This is a genomic window from Gulosibacter sp. 10, assembly GCF_900163695.1.
GTDB lineage: Bacteria > Actinomycetota > Actinomycetes > Actinomycetales > Microbacteriaceae > Gulosibacter.
In genome coordinates, this window is sequence record NZ_FUIC01000035.1 from 72,901 (window position 1) to 89,629 (window position 16,729).

16 protein-coding genes are annotated in these 16,729 nt (G+C 71.2%); 1 reads left to right on the forward strand and 15 read right to left on the reverse strand.

The annotated features are described in order from the left end of the window. Positions 1–12 precede the first annotated feature (12 nt). The 4 genes from FM112_RS12870 to ykgO form a co-directional block, all read right to left on the reverse strand. Positions 13–300 carry a hypothetical protein gene (locus tag FM112_RS12870; protein WP_087008228.1) on the reverse strand — a complete coding sequence of 96 codons (288 nt, stop codon included), beginning with the start codon at positions 298–300 and terminating at the stop codon, positions 13–15. Positions 301–337: 37 nt separating this feature from the next. Continuing rightward, on the reverse strand, positions 338–1,126 hold the full coding sequence (locus FM112_RS12875; protein ID WP_254910491.1) for a lytic transglycosylase domain-containing protein: 789 nt from the start codon (positions 1,124–1,126) through the stop codon (positions 338–340). A gap of 7 nt (positions 1,127–1,133) precedes the next feature. Next, on the reverse strand, positions 1,134–2,339 hold the full coding sequence (gene serA / locus FM112_RS12880; RefSeq protein ID WP_087008295.1) for a phosphoglycerate dehydrogenase: 1,206 nt from the start codon (positions 2,337–2,339) through the stop codon (positions 1,134–1,136). Between the two features lie 139 nt (positions 2,340–2,478). After that, complete coding sequence (gene ykgO / locus FM112_RS12885; protein ID WP_087008231.1) at positions 2,479–2,601, reverse strand: type B 50S ribosomal protein L36; 123 nt, start codon at positions 2,599–2,601, stop codon at positions 2,479–2,481. Between the two features lie 69 nt (positions 2,602–2,670). Here ykgO and FM112_RS12890 point away from each other — a divergent pair, with 69 nt between their 5' ends. Next, positions 2,671–3,714, forward strand: a complete 1,044-nt coding sequence (locus FM112_RS12890; protein ID WP_254910492.1) for a GTP-binding protein — start codon at positions 2,671–2,673, stop codon at positions 3,712–3,714. A 96-nt stretch (positions 3,715–3,810) separates the two neighbouring features. Here the strand turns inward: FM112_RS12890 and FM112_RS12895 are convergent, their stop codons facing one another. The 11 genes from FM112_RS12895 to FM112_RS12945 form a co-directional block, all read right to left on the reverse strand. Further along, positions 3,811–5,076 (reverse strand): ferrochelatase, encoded by a 1,266-nt coding sequence (locus FM112_RS12895; RefSeq protein WP_087008233.1) that lies wholly within the window; start codon positions 5,074–5,076, stop codon positions 3,811–3,813. Beyond that, complete coding sequence (hemQ, locus tag FM112_RS12900; RefSeq protein ID WP_254910493.1) at positions 5,076–5,801, reverse strand: hydrogen peroxide-dependent heme synthase; 726 nt, start codon at positions 5,799–5,801, stop codon at positions 5,076–5,078. Before hemQ ends, FM112_RS12895 begins: the two co-directional genes overlap by 1 nt. A 64-nt stretch (positions 5,802–5,865) precedes the next feature. Next, the gene (locus tag FM112_RS12905; RefSeq protein ID WP_087008237.1) at positions 5,866–6,810 is read right to left on the reverse strand and encodes a lytic transglycosylase domain-containing protein; all 945 of its coding nucleotides are present in this window, start codon (positions 6,808–6,810) and stop codon (positions 5,866–5,868) included. Then, positions 6,807–9,356 carry a choice-of-anchor M domain-containing protein gene (locus FM112_RS12910; RefSeq protein ID WP_087008239.1) on the reverse strand — a complete coding sequence of 850 codons (2,550 nt, stop codon included), beginning with the start codon at positions 9,354–9,356 and terminating at the stop codon, positions 6,807–6,809. Before FM112_RS12910 ends, FM112_RS12905 begins: the two co-directional genes overlap by 4 nt. Continuing rightward, the gene (locus tag FM112_RS12915) at positions 9,353–10,273 is read right to left on the reverse strand and encodes an anchored repeat-type ABC transporter permease subunit (protein ID WP_217874559.1); all 921 of its coding nucleotides are present in this window, start codon (positions 10,271–10,273) and stop codon (positions 9,353–9,355) included. Before FM112_RS12915 ends, FM112_RS12910 begins: the two co-directional genes overlap by 4 nt. After that, the gene (locus FM112_RS12920; RefSeq protein WP_087008301.1) at positions 10,270–11,004 is read right to left on the reverse strand and encodes an anchored repeat-type ABC transporter ATP-binding subunit; all 735 of its coding nucleotides are present in this window, start codon (positions 11,002–11,004) and stop codon (positions 10,270–10,272) included. The genes FM112_RS12915 and FM112_RS12920 overlap by 4 nt, the downstream gene beginning before the upstream one ends. Positions 11,005–11,072: 68 nt before the next feature. Next, entirely contained in the window at positions 11,073–12,092 is a 1,020-nt protein-coding gene (locus tag FM112_RS12925; protein ID WP_176386815.1) for a choice-of-anchor M domain-containing protein, read from the reverse strand. A 73-nt stretch (positions 12,093–12,165) separates the two neighbouring features. Then, positions 12,166–13,737 (reverse strand): anchored repeat ABC transporter, substrate-binding protein, encoded by a 1,572-nt coding sequence (locus FM112_RS12930; protein WP_254910495.1) that lies wholly within the window; start codon positions 13,735–13,737, stop codon positions 12,166–12,168. 89 nt (positions 13,738–13,826) lie between these two features. Beyond that, on the reverse strand, positions 13,827–15,455 hold the full coding sequence (locus FM112_RS12935) for a choice-of-anchor M domain-containing protein (RefSeq protein WP_087008244.1): 1,629 nt from the start codon (positions 15,453–15,455) through the stop codon (positions 13,827–13,829). Positions 15,456–15,622: 167 nt separating this feature from the next. Next, positions 15,623–15,940: a branched-chain amino acid transporter permease gene (locus FM112_RS12940; RefSeq protein WP_176386825.1), complete on the reverse strand. Its 318-nt coding sequence runs from the start codon at positions 15,938–15,940 to the stop codon at positions 15,623–15,625. Continuing rightward, positions 15,937–16,641 carry an AzlC family ABC transporter permease gene (locus FM112_RS12945; protein WP_087008247.1) on the reverse strand — a complete coding sequence of 235 codons (705 nt, stop codon included), beginning with the start codon at positions 16,639–16,641 and terminating at the stop codon, positions 15,937–15,939. Before FM112_RS12945 ends, FM112_RS12940 begins: the two co-directional genes overlap by 4 nt. Positions 16,642–16,729: the final 88 nt, after the last annotated feature.

Here is a 16,729-nt window from a genome sequence, read left to right on the forward strand (position 1 = left end):
GCCGGCCGGGCCCTACAGGAACGCGCCCATCACCAGCGCGCCGAGGTTGAGCACGGCGCCCACCACGGCGAGCACCCGCCAGGAGCCGAGCGCCCCGAGGATGCCGAACAGCAGCCCCACGACGGCCGGGTAGGGCAGGAAGCCGCGCACGAGCTCGAACTCGGAGAAGATCGCCCCGAGCCCGATCGCCACCCAGCACGCGACTCCGAGCACCGCCGCGATCGCCGCGATCGTGGTGAATCCGCCCCGCTGGTACCAGCGCGCGTTCGGATCGAGTTCGTTCCGGTCGCTCTCGGACATGACCGCTCCCTCCGCTCGAGTCTTCGGGAGGGGCAGGCTACTGCGCGGCCTCGAGATATGCCTGTGCGGCGTTCGCGACGCTCAGCTGGTAGTCGTCGGTGTTGTTGTACGCGCGGATCGCGGCGATCCACTCGCCGCTGCTGGCGAACGAGCCGCCCTCGTGGCAGAGGTAGGTGGCCGCGGTCAGCGCGGCGTCGTCGATGTTCTGCGGATCCGCGACGCCGTCGCCGTTGCCGTCCTGACCCCAGATCTGCCACGTCTGCGGGATGAACTGCATCGGTCCCACGGCCCGGTCCCACTCGTCGTCGCCGTCCACCGCGCCGCCGTCGCTGTCGGGGATCGCCATGGTGGATTCGCCGTCGAGCGGCACGCCGTAGATCGCCGGGCTCGCGACCCCGTCGGGGCCGATCGCGCCGTCGAAGATCGTGCCGTGGTGGGTCTCGACGTAGCCGATGCCGGCGAGCGTGTTCCAGCCCAGGCCGCACTGCTGCATATGCCCCACGTAGATCGCGGCCCCGGCGTAGGCCGCGAGCGCGCGGTCCGGGATTCCGGTGGCCTGCGCCGTGCTCGCGATCCAGGAGGCGTCCGCGAGCACCGCGATGTCCGTGCCCTGCGAGGATTCCAGCGCGGCGTCGTCGGCGACGGGCCCAGGCACGTCCACCTCGGGGCTCGTCACCCCAGGGTTCTGCGGGATCGGCTGGCCGATCACGGGATCGGTGTGCCGAGGCACGTTCACGACCATCACGATCGAGCCGATGGCGACGACGAGCAGCACGATGGCGACGCCCGTCACCACCCCCAGCGTCGTGCTCAGCTTGCCGTTCAAGGGCGGGCTAGCGCACCTCGCCCAGCGCGGTGAGCCGGCGGGTGGCGCCGATCTCGCGGATCTCGTCGAGGGCGGCCTGCGGGATGCCGTTGGAGCAGTCGGTCACCACGTAGCCCAGCTGGTCGCGGGTGGTGAGCTGCTGGCGGTCGATGTTGACGCCGTGCTTGCCGAGCACCGAGTTGACCGTCGCGAGCACGCCCGGCTCGTTGCGGTGCAGGTAGAGCAGGCGGGCGCCCTCGGCGAGCGACTCGAGCTGGACCTCGGGCAGGTTGACCGACATGTAGGTCGAGCCGGTGGAGACGAGGTCGCGGAACTTGCCCGCCACGAAGCGGCCGATGTCCTCCTGCGCCTCGGCGGTGGAGCCGCCGATGTGCGGGGTGAGGATCACGTTCGGGATGCCCTGCAGCACCGACTCGAACGGGTCGCCGGCCTTCTTGGGCTCGACCGGGTAGACGTCGAGGCCCGCGCCGGCGATGTGCCCGGAGAGCAGGTTGTCGCGCAGCGCCTCGAGGTCGACCACGTGGCCGCGCGAGAGGTTGAGGAAGAGCGAGCGCGGGCGCATCATCGCGAAGGTCTCGGCGTTGAAGAGGTTGGTGTTCTCGACACGGCCGTCGAGGTGGATCGACACGGTCTCGACCGTCGAGAGCAGCTCCTGCAGGGAGTCGCAGCGGACGGCGTTGCCGAGCGCGAGGCGGTCGACGACGTCGTAGAAGTAGACGCGCATGCCGAGCGACTCGGCGAGCACCGAGAGCTGCGAGCCGATGTTGCCGTAGCCGACGATGCCGAGGGTGCGGCCGCGGACCTCGTGCGAGCCCTTCGCCGTCTTGTCCCACAGCCCGTTGTGCATGTTGCGGTTGTGGTCGCCGAGGTGGCGGGCGAGGTTGATGATCTCGCCGATCGCGAGCTCGACCACCGAGCGGGTGTTCGAGTACGGGGCGTTGAAGACCGGGATCGACTGCTCGGCCGCGGCCTCGAGGTCGATCTGGTTGGTGCCGATGCTGAAGGCCCCGACGGCCCGCAGGTCGGGGCGCGCCTCGAGCACGCGTCGCGTCACCTGGGTCTTCGACCGGATGCCGAGCAGGTCGATGCCCTCGAGGGACTCGATCAGCTCGGACTCGTCGAGGGCGCCCTTGCGGGTCTCGACCTCGATGCCTTCGGCTTCGAGCAGGCGGACGGCTTCTGCGTGGATGTTTTCGAGGAGAAGGGCTTTCACCCGAGCCATCTTAGACCGGGGCCGGGGATTCCGGCACCCGATGCCGCATCGCCTCCCGCCGTTTCCGGGGCGGATGGCGGCGCCGTCTCCGGGAGGCGGATGCGCGGGCCATCCGTCCCGGAGCCGACGCGACGGCGGTTCAGCCCTGGCGGCCCTTGAAGCGCGGGTTGAGCTTGTTGATGACGTAGACGCGGCCGCGGCGGCGGACGACCTGCGAGCCGGGCTGGTTCTTCAGCGATTTGAGCGATGCGCGTACCTTCACACTTGCCTCCTAATTGGGAATGATTATCATTAGATACACTAGTCGATCGGCGAAGGGGAGTGGAAGAGCGTGACCGAAGCGGTTGAGTTGATAGCGGTGGTCGGCACGTGCGCCCCCGAACGGCATTCGCTGGCGATGACGCTGTCGAAGCAGCACGGCCGGTGGCTCATCCCCGCCGGGCGCCTGCGCCTCGCCGTCGATCCCCTCGACGAGCTCCAGTCGCTCGTGCGCTGGGCCACGCCGCCGGAGTGCGTGCTCGCCGAGCTGCCCGAGAACATCCCCGTCACGCGCGCGATCGGCGCGCTCACGGCGCCCGACCACCCCGCCCGCCTCCGCGAGGTGGTGTGCGTCGTCGACGCCGCGCACCTCCTCCCGGACCTGCTGCGCGACGACTACCTGCCCACCGACCGGGTCGCGACGCTCCAGGGCGACCGCGAGTACTTCGGCCGGGCGATGCTCACCGTGACGCAGATCGAGTTCGCGTCGACCGTGATCCTCGCGAACTGGGAGCCGCTGTCCACGCCCGATCTCTCGATGATGATGGCGCTCATCAGCCACCTCGCGCCCCGGGCGCGACTGCGGCTGCAGGGCGTGCTGAGCCCGCAGGGCGGCGAGGAGCAGCTCCCCTACTCGAAGGAGCAGGAGCGACCCGGATGGGTGGGGCTCCTCAACGACGACTTCGCCCCGCACATGACCGACCCGCGCGTCGGCGCGCTGCGGTACGAGCGCGAGCGGCCCTTCCACCCGACCCGGCTGCAGGCCGTGCTCGACGGCCGCATCGAGCCGGGCGAGTTCGGCACCGTGCTGCGCTCGGCCGGATTCTGCCGGTTCGCGACGCGCCCGCACCACGTGGGCGAATGGGATCACGTGGGCCAGCTCATCTCGTTCGAGCCGCTCGCCGCGGCCGTGCCGGATGCGGCCGACGGCGGCGAGCTGCTGGCGCTGGGGCAGGACCTCGCGTTCTTCGGCCTCGACCTGGACCGGGTCGCGCTCGAGGCCGCGCTCGACGGCGCGCTCCTCACCGACGAGGAGTTCGCGGCCGGGCCGGACGAATGGCAGCGCCTCGACGACCCGTTCCCCGCCTGGCAGACGACCGGCGCGGAGCACGATTAGACCACCGCGGCTCCCGGAATACCGGGGCCCGCGGGACAGACTGCTACTCGGGGGACTTCAGGGGGCGTCCCCCGAGTAGCGATTCCTTCGCGAGGATCAGGGCTGCAGCCCGGCGATCGCGGGGCGGAAGCCCAGCCGCACGTTCTCGCAATCGCCCGCCCGGGTCACGTCGTACCAGGGGCCGATGTCGGTGCGAGCGGGCCGCTCCGCCTTCGGCGTCCCGTGAACGCGCTCGAGGATGAGGTCGACGAGCCCGGAGACGAACGCCGGATGCGTGCCGGGCGTGGGGGTGCGCCGGAAGGCGAGCCCGGCCTGCGCGGCCGAGTCCTTCGCCTCGTTGTCGAGGTCCCACAGCACCTCCATGTGGTCGGAGATGAAGCCGACCGGCACGACGACCACGGCGCGGCGGCCCTGCTCGGGCAGGGTCTCGATGACGTCGTTGATGTCGGGCTCGAGCCAGGGCTGGCTCGGCGGGCCGGAGCGCGACTGGAACACGAGCCGCCAGTTGAGCTGCTCGAGGCCGTCGCCGCGCTCGCGCAGCTGGGCGAGCACGTCGTCCGCCACCACGCCGCTCACCGCGAGGTGCTGCGCGTAGTACGCGCCGCCCTCGCCGAAGTGGCGGGATTCCGGGCCCGAGCGGTTCGCATCCTCGGTGGGGATGGAGTGCGTCGTGAAGAGCACCTCGACGTCCCGCCCGAGGTCGAGCGTCGGATCCTCGCGCTGCAGCTCGTCGAGCGCCTCGCGCAGGCCCTCGACGAAGGGCTCCACGAAGCCCGGGTGGTCGAAGAACTGGCGCACCTTGTCGATCCGCACCTCGCCCTGCAGCCCGGTGAACTCGAGCGCATCCGCGAAGTCCTCGCGGTACTGGCGGTCCGAGGAGTAGGACGAGTAGGCGCTGGTCGCGAGCGCGAGGATCTTCGTGGCGCCGCGCTCGTGCGCCTCGGTGAGGGCCTCGTGCACGTAGGGCTCCCAGTTGCGGTTGCCCCAGTAGACGGGCAGGTCGATGCCCCGGCGCTCGAGCTCGGCCTCCAGCGCCGCCTTGAGCGCGAGGTTCTGCTCGTTGATCGGGCTCACGCCGCCGTAGTGGCGGTAGTGCACGGCGACCTCTTCGAGGCGCTCGTCGGGGATGCCGCGCCCGCCGGTCACGTTGCGGAGGAACGGGATGACGTCCTCCTGCCCGTTCGGGCCGCCGAAGGAGGCGAGGATGATCGCGTCGTAGTCGACGGGGGTCTCGATCCAGGGGTCGCCGCCCTGCGCCGGCTCGGTGGCCGCCGAGACGAGCGCGCCCGGCTCGAGCGGCGCGTCCTTCGCCGGGGGCGCCTTGCGGCTCGTGCGCTGTTCGATCGTTGCTTCGCCCGTCATCAAGCAGTCTCCTCGGTGAAGCGGAGCGCCACCGGCACCTGCGATGCGGGGATGCGGCGTCCCGTGTAGAAGGGGGTCTCCTCGCGCACGTGGCGGCGCGCCTCGGTGTAGCGGAGGTCGCGCATCATGTCGAGGATGTTCAGCAGCTCGTCGTCCTCGAAGGAGAGCATCCACTCGTAGTCGCTGATGCCGAACGCCGCGATGGTGTTCGCGAGCACCGACTTGAACGCGGCGCCGCGGATGCCGTGGTCGCGCAGCATGACGGAGCGCTCCTCGTCCGGGAGCAGGTACCAGTCGTAGGAGCGCACGAACGGGTAGATCGTGATCCACTTCTTGGCCTCGCGGCCGAGCATGTACGCCGGCATGTGGCGCTCGTTGAACTCGGCGGCGCGGTGCACGCCGGTCACCTGCCAGGTCAGCTCGAGGTTCGCGAAGAGCACCGTCGAGCGGATGCGCCGCACCGCGGACTGCAGCGCCTCGGGGTCCTCGCCGTGCAGCCACACCAGCACGTCGCCGTCCTGCCGGAAGCCGTTGAGGTCGTAGAAGCCGCGGAGGGAGATGCCCTTCGCCTCGATCTGCGGCAGGACCGCCTCGAGCTCGGCGATCGCCGCGCCGATCGCGCCGGGTGCCGTCGTGCCGGGCAGTCGTCGGAAGACGGAGTAGTTCGCGTATTGCGTGAGGGGGCCGGGCTGCGGCGCGTCTGCGCCTTCGAGAGGATTCGACATGGCTCCCATTCTAGGTCGCCCGGCCCGCAGATGCGCTGGGCGCACCGGCCCGCGAGCGCACCGCTCAGCCCGCGAGATCGGCGTAGTGGGTCGCCGCGGTGGAGACCTCGATCGCGTACTCCACCGGAGCGTTGTAGGCGCCGATCGCCGCGAGCCAGTTCTGCTCCACGGAGAGGTCCTGGCCGACCTCGCAGAGGTAGCGGGCGGCGGCGAGCGCGGCGTCGTCGATCTGCTGCGGGTCGCGCATCCCGTCGCCGTTCCCGTCTGCGCCGTAGAGCGCCCAGGTGGCGGGGATGAACTGCATCGGCCCCACCGCCCGATCGTGCACCGGGTCGCCGTCGAACTCGCCGCCGTCGCTGTCCGGGATGTGCGCGACGCCGTCGCCGTCGAGCGGGACGCCGACGATGCCGGGGCGGGCGTAGCCGTCCTGGTCGACGACTCCGCCGTCGATGGTGCCGTGGTGCGATTCGACCCAGCCGATGCCGGCGAGGGTGTTCCAGCCGAGCCCGCATCCCGGCTGCTCGCGCGCGAGCTGCAGCGCGGCGCCGGCGTAGGCGAGCAGCCCGCGCTCGGGGATGCCCGTCCTCGAGGCCGTCTCGCGGGCCCAGCCGGGATCCGGGAGCGCGGTGATCGCTTCAGCGTCGTGCTCGACGGCCTCGGCGGGCGGGGCCGCCTGCGAGGCCGCCGCGTAGGGCGCGGGCGCGGCGGCGCCGGGCCCCTGCTGCGGATCGGCGTGGTGCAGGGCGAAGACGCTGAGCCCGACGAGCGCGGCGCCGAGGACGAGCGCGATGGCGGCGACGAGGATGCCGCCGGCGCCCGGGGCGCGCCGGGCGGGGTCGGGGTCCCCGTCCAGCAGGCTCTCGATCTCCGGCTCCGCGCCGGCCGGCGGCGCGATCGGCCCGCCGCCCCGCGCCCGGCCGGAGCGGCGCGCGTCCGGGCGCGGCCGCACCGGCTCCCGCTCCTCCTCGAGGAGGCTCTCCGCGACGAGGGGCGGGTACTGCCGCCTCATGCGAGCGCCGCGGTGAGCGACTGCATCCGCCGCACGTACCACCACACGCCCACGCCGACGCCCGAGAGGGCGAGCGTGCCGCCGGTGCCGATCAGCGTGCCGAGGATCAGCGGATCGTTCAGCAGCGCCGTGAGCCAGTCCACGATGCCGCCCTCGCCCCCGGAGCCCGGTCCGGAACCCGCCTCCGGGCCGCCCGCGGCGAGGCTGTCGAGCGCGTCGGGGCTGTCCGAGGACTCCTCCGCCTCCTCCTGCTCGGCGGCCTCCGCGGCCTCCTGCTCGGCCTTGGCGACCTCGTCCTGCACCGCGGCGCCCTGCTCCGCAGCGCCCGCGGGCGGGCGCACGTCGCAGAACAGGCTCTCGTCGAGCGGGACGTCCCCCACCTGGAACACGTAGGTGCGGGTGCCCGTCGAGATGGATTCGCCGTTGTCGGGGTTCACCGCCGTGGCCGAGGCCTTGAGGACGTACATGCCCTTCTCGGAGAACACCCACTGCGCGTGGGTGTGCGCGGGCTTGGGCTCGTGCAGCGTGCCCGGCAGCTGCGTCGATCCGCCCGAGAGCAGCGGCTTGATGTCGCCCAGCGAGCCCATCGAGTAGAGGTGCACGGTTCCCGGCCCGTCGACGGATTCGATCTTGATCTTGACGTCCGTATGACCGCTCGGCACGGTGCGGTTGGTGTCCCAGCCCGGCCAGACGAGGTTCGGGTCCTGCGTCAGCGGCAGGACGTACCCCGACGGGCTGCCGGGGAAGCTGCTCGGGATCGAGTCGGTGAAGGCGGATTCCTTGACCTGCAGCAGCACCGTCTCGGGCTCGCGGATCACGTGGGCGCCGGTGACGTCCTCCTTGAGCTGCAGCACCGCGACGCCGCTCGCGCCCGCGGACACGTTGAACGCGTCGACGTGGCCGTGGTCGAGCACGACCTCGGGCCCGCAGGTCTGCTGGGGCGCGTCCGCGTCGTTCGCCCCGCCGGAGCCGCCGCCCGATCCCGAACCGCCTCCGGAGCCGCCGGTTCCGCCGCCTCCCGAGCCGCCGCCCGTACCGCCGCCGGGGTTCTGCCCGCCGCCGCCACCGCCGCCGTTGCCGGGCGGCGGCTGCACCGGATCGACGGCCTCGGGCTCGGTGCCGATGCCGAACGCGTCCCACCCGATGAGCCCGCCGTCCGCGTCCTTGACGACGAGGTACTGCGAGGCGTCCTCCTTCGCATCCGCGGGGATCGCGGCCGCCACCCAGCCGGCCCGGTCGACCTGCGTCCACCGCTGCCAGACCGCGTAGTCGCCGTGCAGCCAGGTCGAGACCCAGTCCCCCGCGCGATCCTCTCCGAGGTACGAGAACACGTACCCGTCGGCGTAGGCGGTGTAGTTGAGGATGTGCACGTCGGTCGCCGGCTCCCGCTCGGTGAGGAGGCGGTTCGTGGCCGCCGCCGTATCGGGCTCGGCAGGCCGCTCGCGCGGCGAGCCGCTGACCGTCACCGGGGCGCGGTCGTCCGCGGCCACCTCCGAGCGCTGCCACACGCCCGTGAAGCTCGGCACGAAGCGGGCGCCGATCTCGTGCTCTCCCGGGTAGAGCGTCTGCACCTGGATGCGGGCCGTGCCCCCGGAGACGGGGGCGCTGCCGAGCACCTGGCCGGTGGTCTCGTCGAGGAACTCCACCTGGCCGCGGGCGCCGGGCGGCTGCACGGAGGCGCTGAGGTCGAGCGCGGCGCCCTCGTTGACCGTCCCGGGGACGGCGCCCATGGCGACCTCCGTGGCCGTGTTCGGCGCAGGCGTGCCGCCGCCCGGCGAAATGCTCGGGCCCACGTAGAAGCTGTACGTGGAGGTGTCCGACTGCGTGGTGCCGTTCACCTCGGTCGTGCCCCGGAACGTGAGCTGGTAATGGCCGGGCTTCTCGAACACCCAGTTGGCGTGGGTGTGCTGCCGCATGCCCATCGACCAGGGCTGCAGCCGTTGCGAGGAGCTGAAGAGCCGCTGCTGATCGCCGAAGCTTCCGGTCAGGAAGATCTCGACCTTGCCGGGCCCGTCCGCGCCGATGAGCTCGAGCGAGACGCGTCCGTTGCTCGAGTTCTCGACGAGCCCGTTGTCCTCGGTGCTGAACCCGGGCCAGATGAGGTGCGGCACCTGCGTCTGCGGGGCCATGTACACCTGCGAGCCGAATCCGGAGAGGAAGTCCACGTCCGGCCGGGTCTGCTTGGACCCCTCGGAATCGAGGTAGTAGATCGTCTGGTCCTCGTCGATGCGGTAGCCGATCTGCCCCTCGATATCGGCCTTGGAGCCGAGCTCGAACTCGCCGTCGACGACGTAGGAGGACACCGTGTCGGTATGCACGTTGTCGATCACGCGCGGGACCACGGGCGTGGGGGCCGCCTTGGGCGCCGTGTCCGCGGGCACCTCGCCCGGGGCCGAGGCCGCCGGCGAGACCGTGGCGAGACCGCCGAGGAGGAGCGCGCCGATCGCGGCGGCGCCCACCACCCCGAGCAGGCGATGGCGGGACCTGGCCCGCCGCAGCCGCTCCCGGCGCTGCAGTCGTGCGGGGTGCGCGGCTCGGATGCTCATGCGGAGGCCTCCACTCGGATCGGGCTCGTCGGGGCGAGGCGCTCCTCGTCCTCCGGCTGCACGCGTCCTCGTCGCCAGCGGGCGATGAGCCCGTGCCGGGGCCCGAGGAGCCCGGCGAGGATGAAGATCGCGGTGGCGATGAGCACGATGGTGCCGCCGGTGGGCAGGTCGAGGCTCCACGATAGGTAGAGTCCGACGAGCGCCGAGCTGCCGCCGATGATCGGCGCGATGAGCATCATGCCCGGCAGCGAGTCGGTGAGCAGCCGGGCGGCGGCGGCCGGGGTCACGAGCAGCGCCAGCACGAGGATGTTGCCGATGGTCTGCACCGAGATGACGACGGCCACGGCCACCGAGACGTAGAGCAGCAGGTCGAGCGCCATCACGGGCAGTCCCGTGGCGCGCGCCATCTCCCGATCGAGGGTCGTCGCCACGAGCTCCTTGTGGAACACCGCCAGCACCGCGAGCAGCAGCAGTCCCGTGACGATCATGGTGACGAAGTCCTCGTCCCGGATGCCCACGATCGAGCCGAAGAGGAACTGCTGCAGCGAGCCGGCGTATCCCGGCGAGAAGCTGATCACGACGATGCCGAGCGCGAAGGCGGCGACGAAGAACACGCCGATGATGCCGTCCTCCTTGAGCCGGCGGTTCTGCGAGAGCAGCCCGATGAGCAGCGCCGTGAGCACGCCGGCGACGGCGCCGCCGAGCACGAGGTTGCCCTGGATGACGAAGGCCACCGCGAGTCCGGGGAACACGGCGTGCGCGACCGCGTCGCCGATGAACGCCATGCCTCGGAGCACGACGTAGCAGCCGATCACGCCGCACACGATCGAGGAGCACACGGCGATGATGAGCGCCTTCGAGAGGAAGGCGAGGTCGGGGTTGAACAGGTCGGTGATGAAGTCGACGGGGGTGATCACAGCGAGGCGCTTTCCAGTCGGGTCGGAGCCATCCCCAGCGAGGACAGCAGCGGGTTGTCGCGGCCGATGCTGAACGTGCGCATCCACAGCTCCGGGTCGCGGAGCCGGGAGGGCCGGTCATCGGCGATGACGGTGCGGTTGAGCAGGCACAGGCGCGAGCACAGGTGCATCGCGCCGGCGAGGTCGTGCGTGGTCATCACCACGGCCTGGCCCTCGCGCGCGAGGTCGGCGAACAGCTCGCCGAGCAGCTCCTGCGTGGGCATGTCGAGCCCGGTGAACGGCTCGTCGAGCAGCAGCAGCGCGGGGTCGAGCGCGAGCGCCCGGGCCACGAGCACGCGCTGCCGCTGCCCGCCCGAGAGCTCCCCCACCGGCCGGCGCGCGAGTCCGCTCATCTCGACGCGCTCGAGCGCGTCCGCCACGGCTTCGAAGTGCTTCGCACGGGGACGGCGGAACCAGCCGATCGACCGGGTGAGGCCGCTCAGCACCGCGTCCTCGACCGAGATCGGGAAGTCCCACACGAACTCGTGGCGCTGCGGCACGTATCCGGGCAGTCGCCTGCCGCGATCGATCGTGCCCGACTCCACCGGGATGAGCCCCAGCGCGGCCCGCATCAGCGTGGTCTTGCCCGCGCCGTTCGGGCCGATCAGCCCGACGAACTCGCGGGGCGCCACGGCGAAGTCCACGCCCTGCAGCACCCGGCGGCCGCCGAGCTGGACGCTGACGTCGCGGATCTCGAGCACCGGGTCGGCGAGCTCGACTTCGGTCTGCTCCGTCGTGATGGCCGGCAGCGTCGTGTAGTTCACTCCGCATCCTTTCCGTCGTGCTCCGACTCGGCGTCGGCGTCCTTCTCCGCGGCCTTCCGCTCGCGCGCCCGCCGCACCTTGCGGCGCATCCGGACGTTGGCGATCACGACGATCACCACGCCCAGCACGAGCGCGGCGCCGATGACGATCGCGACGATCCACACGACGCCGGGCACGGATCCCTCCGGCTGCGCGGCGTCGTTCTGCCCGCCGTCGGCCGCCTCCGCCGTATCGGCGTCGACGATCGCGGCCTCGTCGAGCTGCGCGTCGAACGCCTCCTCGGGGTTGGTCCCGTCGCCCACCGAGAAGCGCAGCGTGTCGTGCGCCACGACGTGCGTGCCATCCCGCAGGTCGGCCTCGAGCTGCATCTCGACGAGGTAGATGCCGGGTTCGGTGAAGACCCAGTTCGCGTGCGTATGCGTGTTCACCTCGATCCAGGACTGCTGCGGCAGTGCTTCCTGCGTGGAATAGAGCACCTCCGGGGCGCCGAAGTTGCCGCTCTGCAGGAACAGCGTCATCTCGCCGGGGCCTTCGAAGCCGACGAGGCTCATCGTGACGCCGAGGTCGACCTGCTCCATGACGCCGGGCTCCTGGGTGTTCCAGCCCGTCCAGACCACATCCGGATGCTGCGTCTGCGGCACGACGTGCACCTGCGCCCCGGGCTCGACGCCCATGAACGAGTACGCCTCGTCGTCCGGCACTTCGAGCAGCGCCGCATCGCTCACCTGCATCACCACGTCCTCCGGCATCCGCCAATAGCTGGGCGAACCGGAGTCGTCGTGGATCTGGAGGCGCCATTCCCCCGTGTTGAGGGTCGGTCCGAAGTCGAGGTGGCCGGCGTCGATCACGACCTGGCCCTCGCCCTGCTGCTGGTTCGGATCGATGATCTGGTTGAGGCCGTCCTCCTCCCCATCCTCATCGGTCGCGGCGGTGGCGGTCAGCGGCGCCGCCGCCAGGGCGGAGAGGGCGAGCAGCGAGGCCGCGGCCGTCCGTCCGATTCGTTTCAGAGCACGCACGTCGATGGTCCTTTCGCAGGGCCGCAGCGGAACGGCCCGGTCGGTGGGTGGAAGAGGCTGCGGGGCGCGCGGCTCATCCGCCGCCGCCGAGGCAGTCGCGGAGCGAGTTCGCGTTGAACCGCATGAATTCGATGTAGGTGTTCGCCTCGGGCGAGAAGGCGTCGCCGAGGATCGGGCAGACCTCGATCCCGGCATCGTCGGCGACCTCCTGCAGCGTGGACGCGCGCTGGGCGAGGTTCGGCTCGAGGAACACCGCGGGCACGTCGAGGTTGCGGATGGTCTCCGTCAGCCGCATCCGCTCGGTGAGACTCGGCTCGACGGCCGGGTTCGGGCTCACGAATCCGGCGATCTGCATGTCGTAGGCGGAGGCGAGATAGCCGAAGGAGTCGTGGGTCGTGATGAGCGTGCGCCGCGACTCGGGGATCTCCGCCAGCGTGGTGCGCACCTCCTCGTCGAGCGCGTCGAGTTCGGCGAGATAGGCCTCGGTGTTGCGCATGTAGTCCGCTGCGTGCTGCGGATCCTTCTCGATGAGGGTGTCGCGGATGATCTGCACGTAGGCCTGCGCGTTCGAGACGTCGTGCCACAGGTGCGGATCGATCTCGCCGTGCACGTGCTTGCCGAGCACCGCCTGCGCGAGCTGGTACACCTGCTGGCCGTTCGTGCGGAGGAAGTTGTAGGCGGGGTCGGGCGGCACCTCGTGCAGCGCGGCGTTCGGCACCGAGACCACCACCTCGTCGAGCGGGTGGTAGTCGCGGCCGCTGTGGTCATGACGCCCCTTGGGATCGCGGTCGTGCAGCAGCGTGAGCTCGTCGTTCGCGAGATCCACCGAGATGTCCGCGTGCCCGGAGTCGAGCACCGTCGCCCCGGGACGTGCGGGCACCGAGTAGGGGTCGACGCCCACCGCGAAGACGATCGTGCCGCTCGCGACCTCCTGCGCGGCGTCGGTCTGCTGCGGGCGCAGCCTGGCGGTGAGGTCGAGCTCGTAGATGCCGGGCTCGCTGAACGCCCAGCTCAGATGCGTGTGCGCGTCGGCGGGCAGGCCGACGGTGTCCTCCGAATCGCCGCGGAGGCCGTCCGTGGAGTCGAAGTAGTGGTCGATGTCGCCGAAGCTGCCCGTGAGGTACGCGTGCAGCGCTCCGGGCCCCTCGAGCGTATCCGCGCTCAGTTCCACCCGCGCGCCGCGCTCGAGGCCGATCTCGCCGCCGCCCTCCGCGCGGAGGCCGAGCCAGATCGTGTCGAGCGAGACGTCCTCCACGAGCGGGATGATGTTCGCCGCGTACTGCACGGCCTCCTCCGCGAGGGCCACGTTGGCGGCGGATGCGGGGAGGTTCGCGTCGATGGCGTTGATGAGCGCCTGCTCCTCGAGCATCAGATAGTTGGTGAACGCCACGTCCGCGTAGACGACGTCGCGGATGTCGCGGAGGCTCGGGTCGTACGAGTGCGGGTCGCCGCCCTCGGGCACGAGCGAGACCACGTCGACGCGGTCGCCGCCGACGTTCTCCACGAGGTCCGCGAGGATGCCCGTGGTGGTGACCACGTTGATGCGGTCGTCGTTCGGCGAGGCGGAAAGGCCTGCGGCGGAGCAGCCCGTGAGGACGAGGGCGCTCGAGACCGCCAGCCCTGCCGCGGCACGTATTCGGTTCACGATGGTCGGGGTCTTTCCAACTGGTCGGAGCTGCGGGCCGCCCATCGGGAAGGGCGGCCCGCAGCGTTCAGGATTCGCGGAGGCGCTTGCTACCGCTCGCGCGCGCTTCGCTGCCGGGCGATGAGGGTGACGCCGGCCGCCGCCGCGAGCAGCGCGACGGACGCGATGCCGAGCAGCAGCCGCTCGTCGGCACCGGTCTTGGCCAGGCCGTCCTCGTCGGAGCCCTCCGGCTTCGGCGCGGACGCGTCCGAACCGCCGTCGGCATCGGCGCCGCGGTCGTCCTCCGGCGCGGCGCCCTCGGCCGCACCCTCATCGGGGTTCGCGCCCTGGTCGCCGCCGGCGCTCTGATCGCCGTTCGCGTTCTGGCTGCCGTTCGCACCATCGCCCGAGTCGGCGTCGCCCGAGTCGGCGTCGCCGTTCGGGGTGCCGTCCTCATCGGCAGTCTCCGTGGGCTCGGGGCCGTCGGTGGGGTCGGGGCCGTCGGTCGGCTCAGGCCCGTCCGTCGGCTCGGGCTCATCGGTGGGCTGGTCCGTGGGCTCCGGATCCTCCGTGGGGATCGGCTCCTCGGTCGGCTCCGGACCGTCGGTCGGCTCCGGCTCATCGGTCGGCCCAGGCTCATCGGTCGGCTCAGGGCTCTCGCCCGGCTCCGTGGGCTCCGGGCCATCCGTCGGTTCGGGGCTCTCACCGGGCTCGGTCGGCTCGGGGCCGTCGGTCGGCTCCGGCTCGGTCGGCTCCGGCTCCTCGGTCGGTTCCGGCTCGTCCTCGGCGACCTGGATGGTCACGGGATCCGCGGCAACCGCGATGGGAGCGCCTGCCGCGTAATCGCGGCCGCCCGACACCGTCGCGCGGTAGGAGACGCCGTCCTCCGCCTGCACGGTGATGGTGTCGCCGGCGCCCTCGACGGGGCTCCACTCGCCGTCGGCGCCCTGCCGCTCCCAGGCGAAGTTCTTGAAGGTCGCGTCCGAGGGCTGCTGATTCGCGGTGAGCACGACCTCGTCGCCCTCCGCGACCGGCTCCTCCGCGCCCGACACCGTCAGCGCCGTGGGGCGAGGCTCCACCTCGAACGTGTAGGTGGCCTCGTTCGAGGTCGATGTCTTCGTGCCGTCCGCCGACTCGACCTCCGCCTGCGCCGTGAGCGTGTAGGTGCCAGGCTCGCTGAACGCCCAGTTGGCGTGCGTGTGCGCGGCGAAGCTCTGGTGGATCGTGCCCGGTAGCTGATAGCGGCCGCCGTCGAGCAGGGGGGCGACGCCGCCGAAGGTCCCCTGGGTCCAGAGCGATACCTCGCCGGGCCCATCCACCTCGGTGATGTTGATGTCGGCCTTGAGCTGAGTGCCGTATTCACCGGTCAGCTCGAGGCTGTCCCAGCCGGGCCAGAGCAGGTTGTGGTCCTGGGTGAGCGGCAGGTAGTAGAACTCATCGGGCGAGACCCCTTCGGGCACGGCTGCCTCGGGCAGGTTCTGCAGCACCGCCTCGCTCTTGACCGCCAGCACGACCTCCTCAGGCGTCTGGTGCACGTGCGAACCGGTCACGTCCTCCTTGAGGTTGAGCTTGACCGATCCGTCGTCGTTGAGCGCGAGGTTGAAGGCGTCGACGTGCCCGTGATCCAGACGGAGCTTTTCGTCGGCCAGCGCGGGAGAGGCGACCGTCCCCACGAACGCGGCCGCGGCGAATACCGCCGCAGCCGATCCTGTGGTGACGGTGCGGAGAAGAGTCTTCATCTGCACGGGACCTTTCAACGGGCATTCGAATCGCCCGGCTATTGATAATGAGTATCGTTAACATAGCCGTTGAGGATTCACTCAGCAAGCGCTCATCCGCCTCACGGCTCGAGGGCGCATAGGAGCGCGACGAATCCAGCCCGCCTCGCCCCCAGCGGCCCGCCCGGCTACACGAGGAGCAGCACGGCGCTGTAGACGCCGACCCCGCCGACGAGGCTGAGGAAGACGTTGGCGCGCCACAGATGCAGCGCCACCGTGACCAGGATGCCGACTGCGGGCGCGATCCACTGCAGATCGACCCAGACCACATCCCGCACCGTGTACAGCACGAGCACCGCCATCACCCCGACCGGCAGCAGCGCGCCGAGATCGCGCACGAACTCGTTGTCGCGCAGCCAGCGCCGCGCCACGAGCGGCGCCGCGCGCAGGGCGAACGTGATCGCCCAGATCACCGCGAGCAGCGCGACGGAGTGCCAGGGGTTCATGCCGCCCTCCTCCGACGCACCGCGACCATGCCCACCGCGAGCGCGAAGTAGACCAGCAGCGCGACGAGCAGCATGGCCTCCTTCGCGAAGATCATCGCGAGCACGCCGATCGCGATCGCCGCGCCGAAGAGCAGCCATTCCCGGCTCGCCTTCGCGGCGTTGATCGCGAGGATCGCGAACAGCGCCGTCATCGCGAAGCTCATGAACGAGAGGTCGAAGGGCAGGACGCTCGCGAAGAGTGCGCCGACCGTGCTGCCGACCACCCAGTACGCCTGGCTCGACGCCGAGATGGCGAGGATGCGCGGGCCGGTCAGCAGGTCCCGCTCCAATCCAGAGCAGACCGCGTACACCTCATCGGTGAGCGCGTGGATGCAGTAGAACCGCGCGAACGGATTGCGCACGCGCTCGAGCGGCACGCTCAGGCCGTAGAACACGTGCCGCGAGTTGACGAAGAGCGTGGTCGTCGCGCTCTGCCCGAGCGGCGCGGCGCCCACGAGCATCCCCGCCGCGAGGAACTCCATCGAACCGGCGTAGATCACCAGGGCGGTGATCGCGACCATCCACCACGGCAGCCCCACGGAGACCGCGAACATGCCGTAGGACACCCCGAGCGGCACGTAGCCGAGCGCCACCGGCAGCGCATCCCTGAGCCCCTGCCGGAAATCGGCCCTCGCACCGGGAGCGGGGGCGGAGGCGGTCATGGGGGATATTGTGCCCGCTCCCCCGGCCGCCTGCCATTCGGCGCGTCTCCGCAGGTCTCGCTGTGCACTCGGTTCTGCACTAGGAGGG

Excerpts from the sequence above, each read along its gene's own strand:
- FM112_RS12935 (WP_087008244.1), bottom strand. The coding sequence starts at position 15,455 with ATGAAGACTCTTCTCCGCACCGTCACCACAGGATCGGCTGCGGCGGTA.
- FM112_RS12905 (WP_087008237.1), bottom strand. The coding sequence starts at position 6,810 with ATGAGGCGGCAGTACCCGCCCCTCGTCGCGGAGAGCCTCCTCGAGGAG.
- FM112_RS12870 (WP_087008228.1), bottom strand. The coding sequence starts at position 300 with ATGTCCGAGAGCGACCGGAACGAACTCGATCCGAACGCGCGCTGGTAC.
- FM112_RS12940 (WP_176386825.1), bottom strand. The coding sequence starts at position 15,940 with ATGAACCCCTGGCACTCCGTCGCGCTGCTCGCGGTGATCTGGGCGATC.
- FM112_RS12895 (WP_087008233.1), bottom strand. The coding sequence starts at position 5,076 with ATGACGGGCGAAGCAACGATCGAACAGCGCACGAGCCGCAAGGCGCCC.
- hemQ (WP_254910493.1), bottom strand. The coding sequence starts at position 5,801 with ATGTCGAATCCTCTCGAAGGCGCAGACGCGCCGCAGCCCGGCCCCCTC.
- FM112_RS12945 (WP_087008247.1), bottom strand. The coding sequence starts at position 16,641 with ATGACCGCCTCCGCCCCCGCTCCCGGTGCGAGGGCCGATTTCCGGCAG.
- FM112_RS12910 (WP_087008239.1), bottom strand. The coding sequence starts at position 9,356 with ATGAGCATCCGAGCCGCGCACCCCGCACGACTGCAGCGCCGGGAGCGG.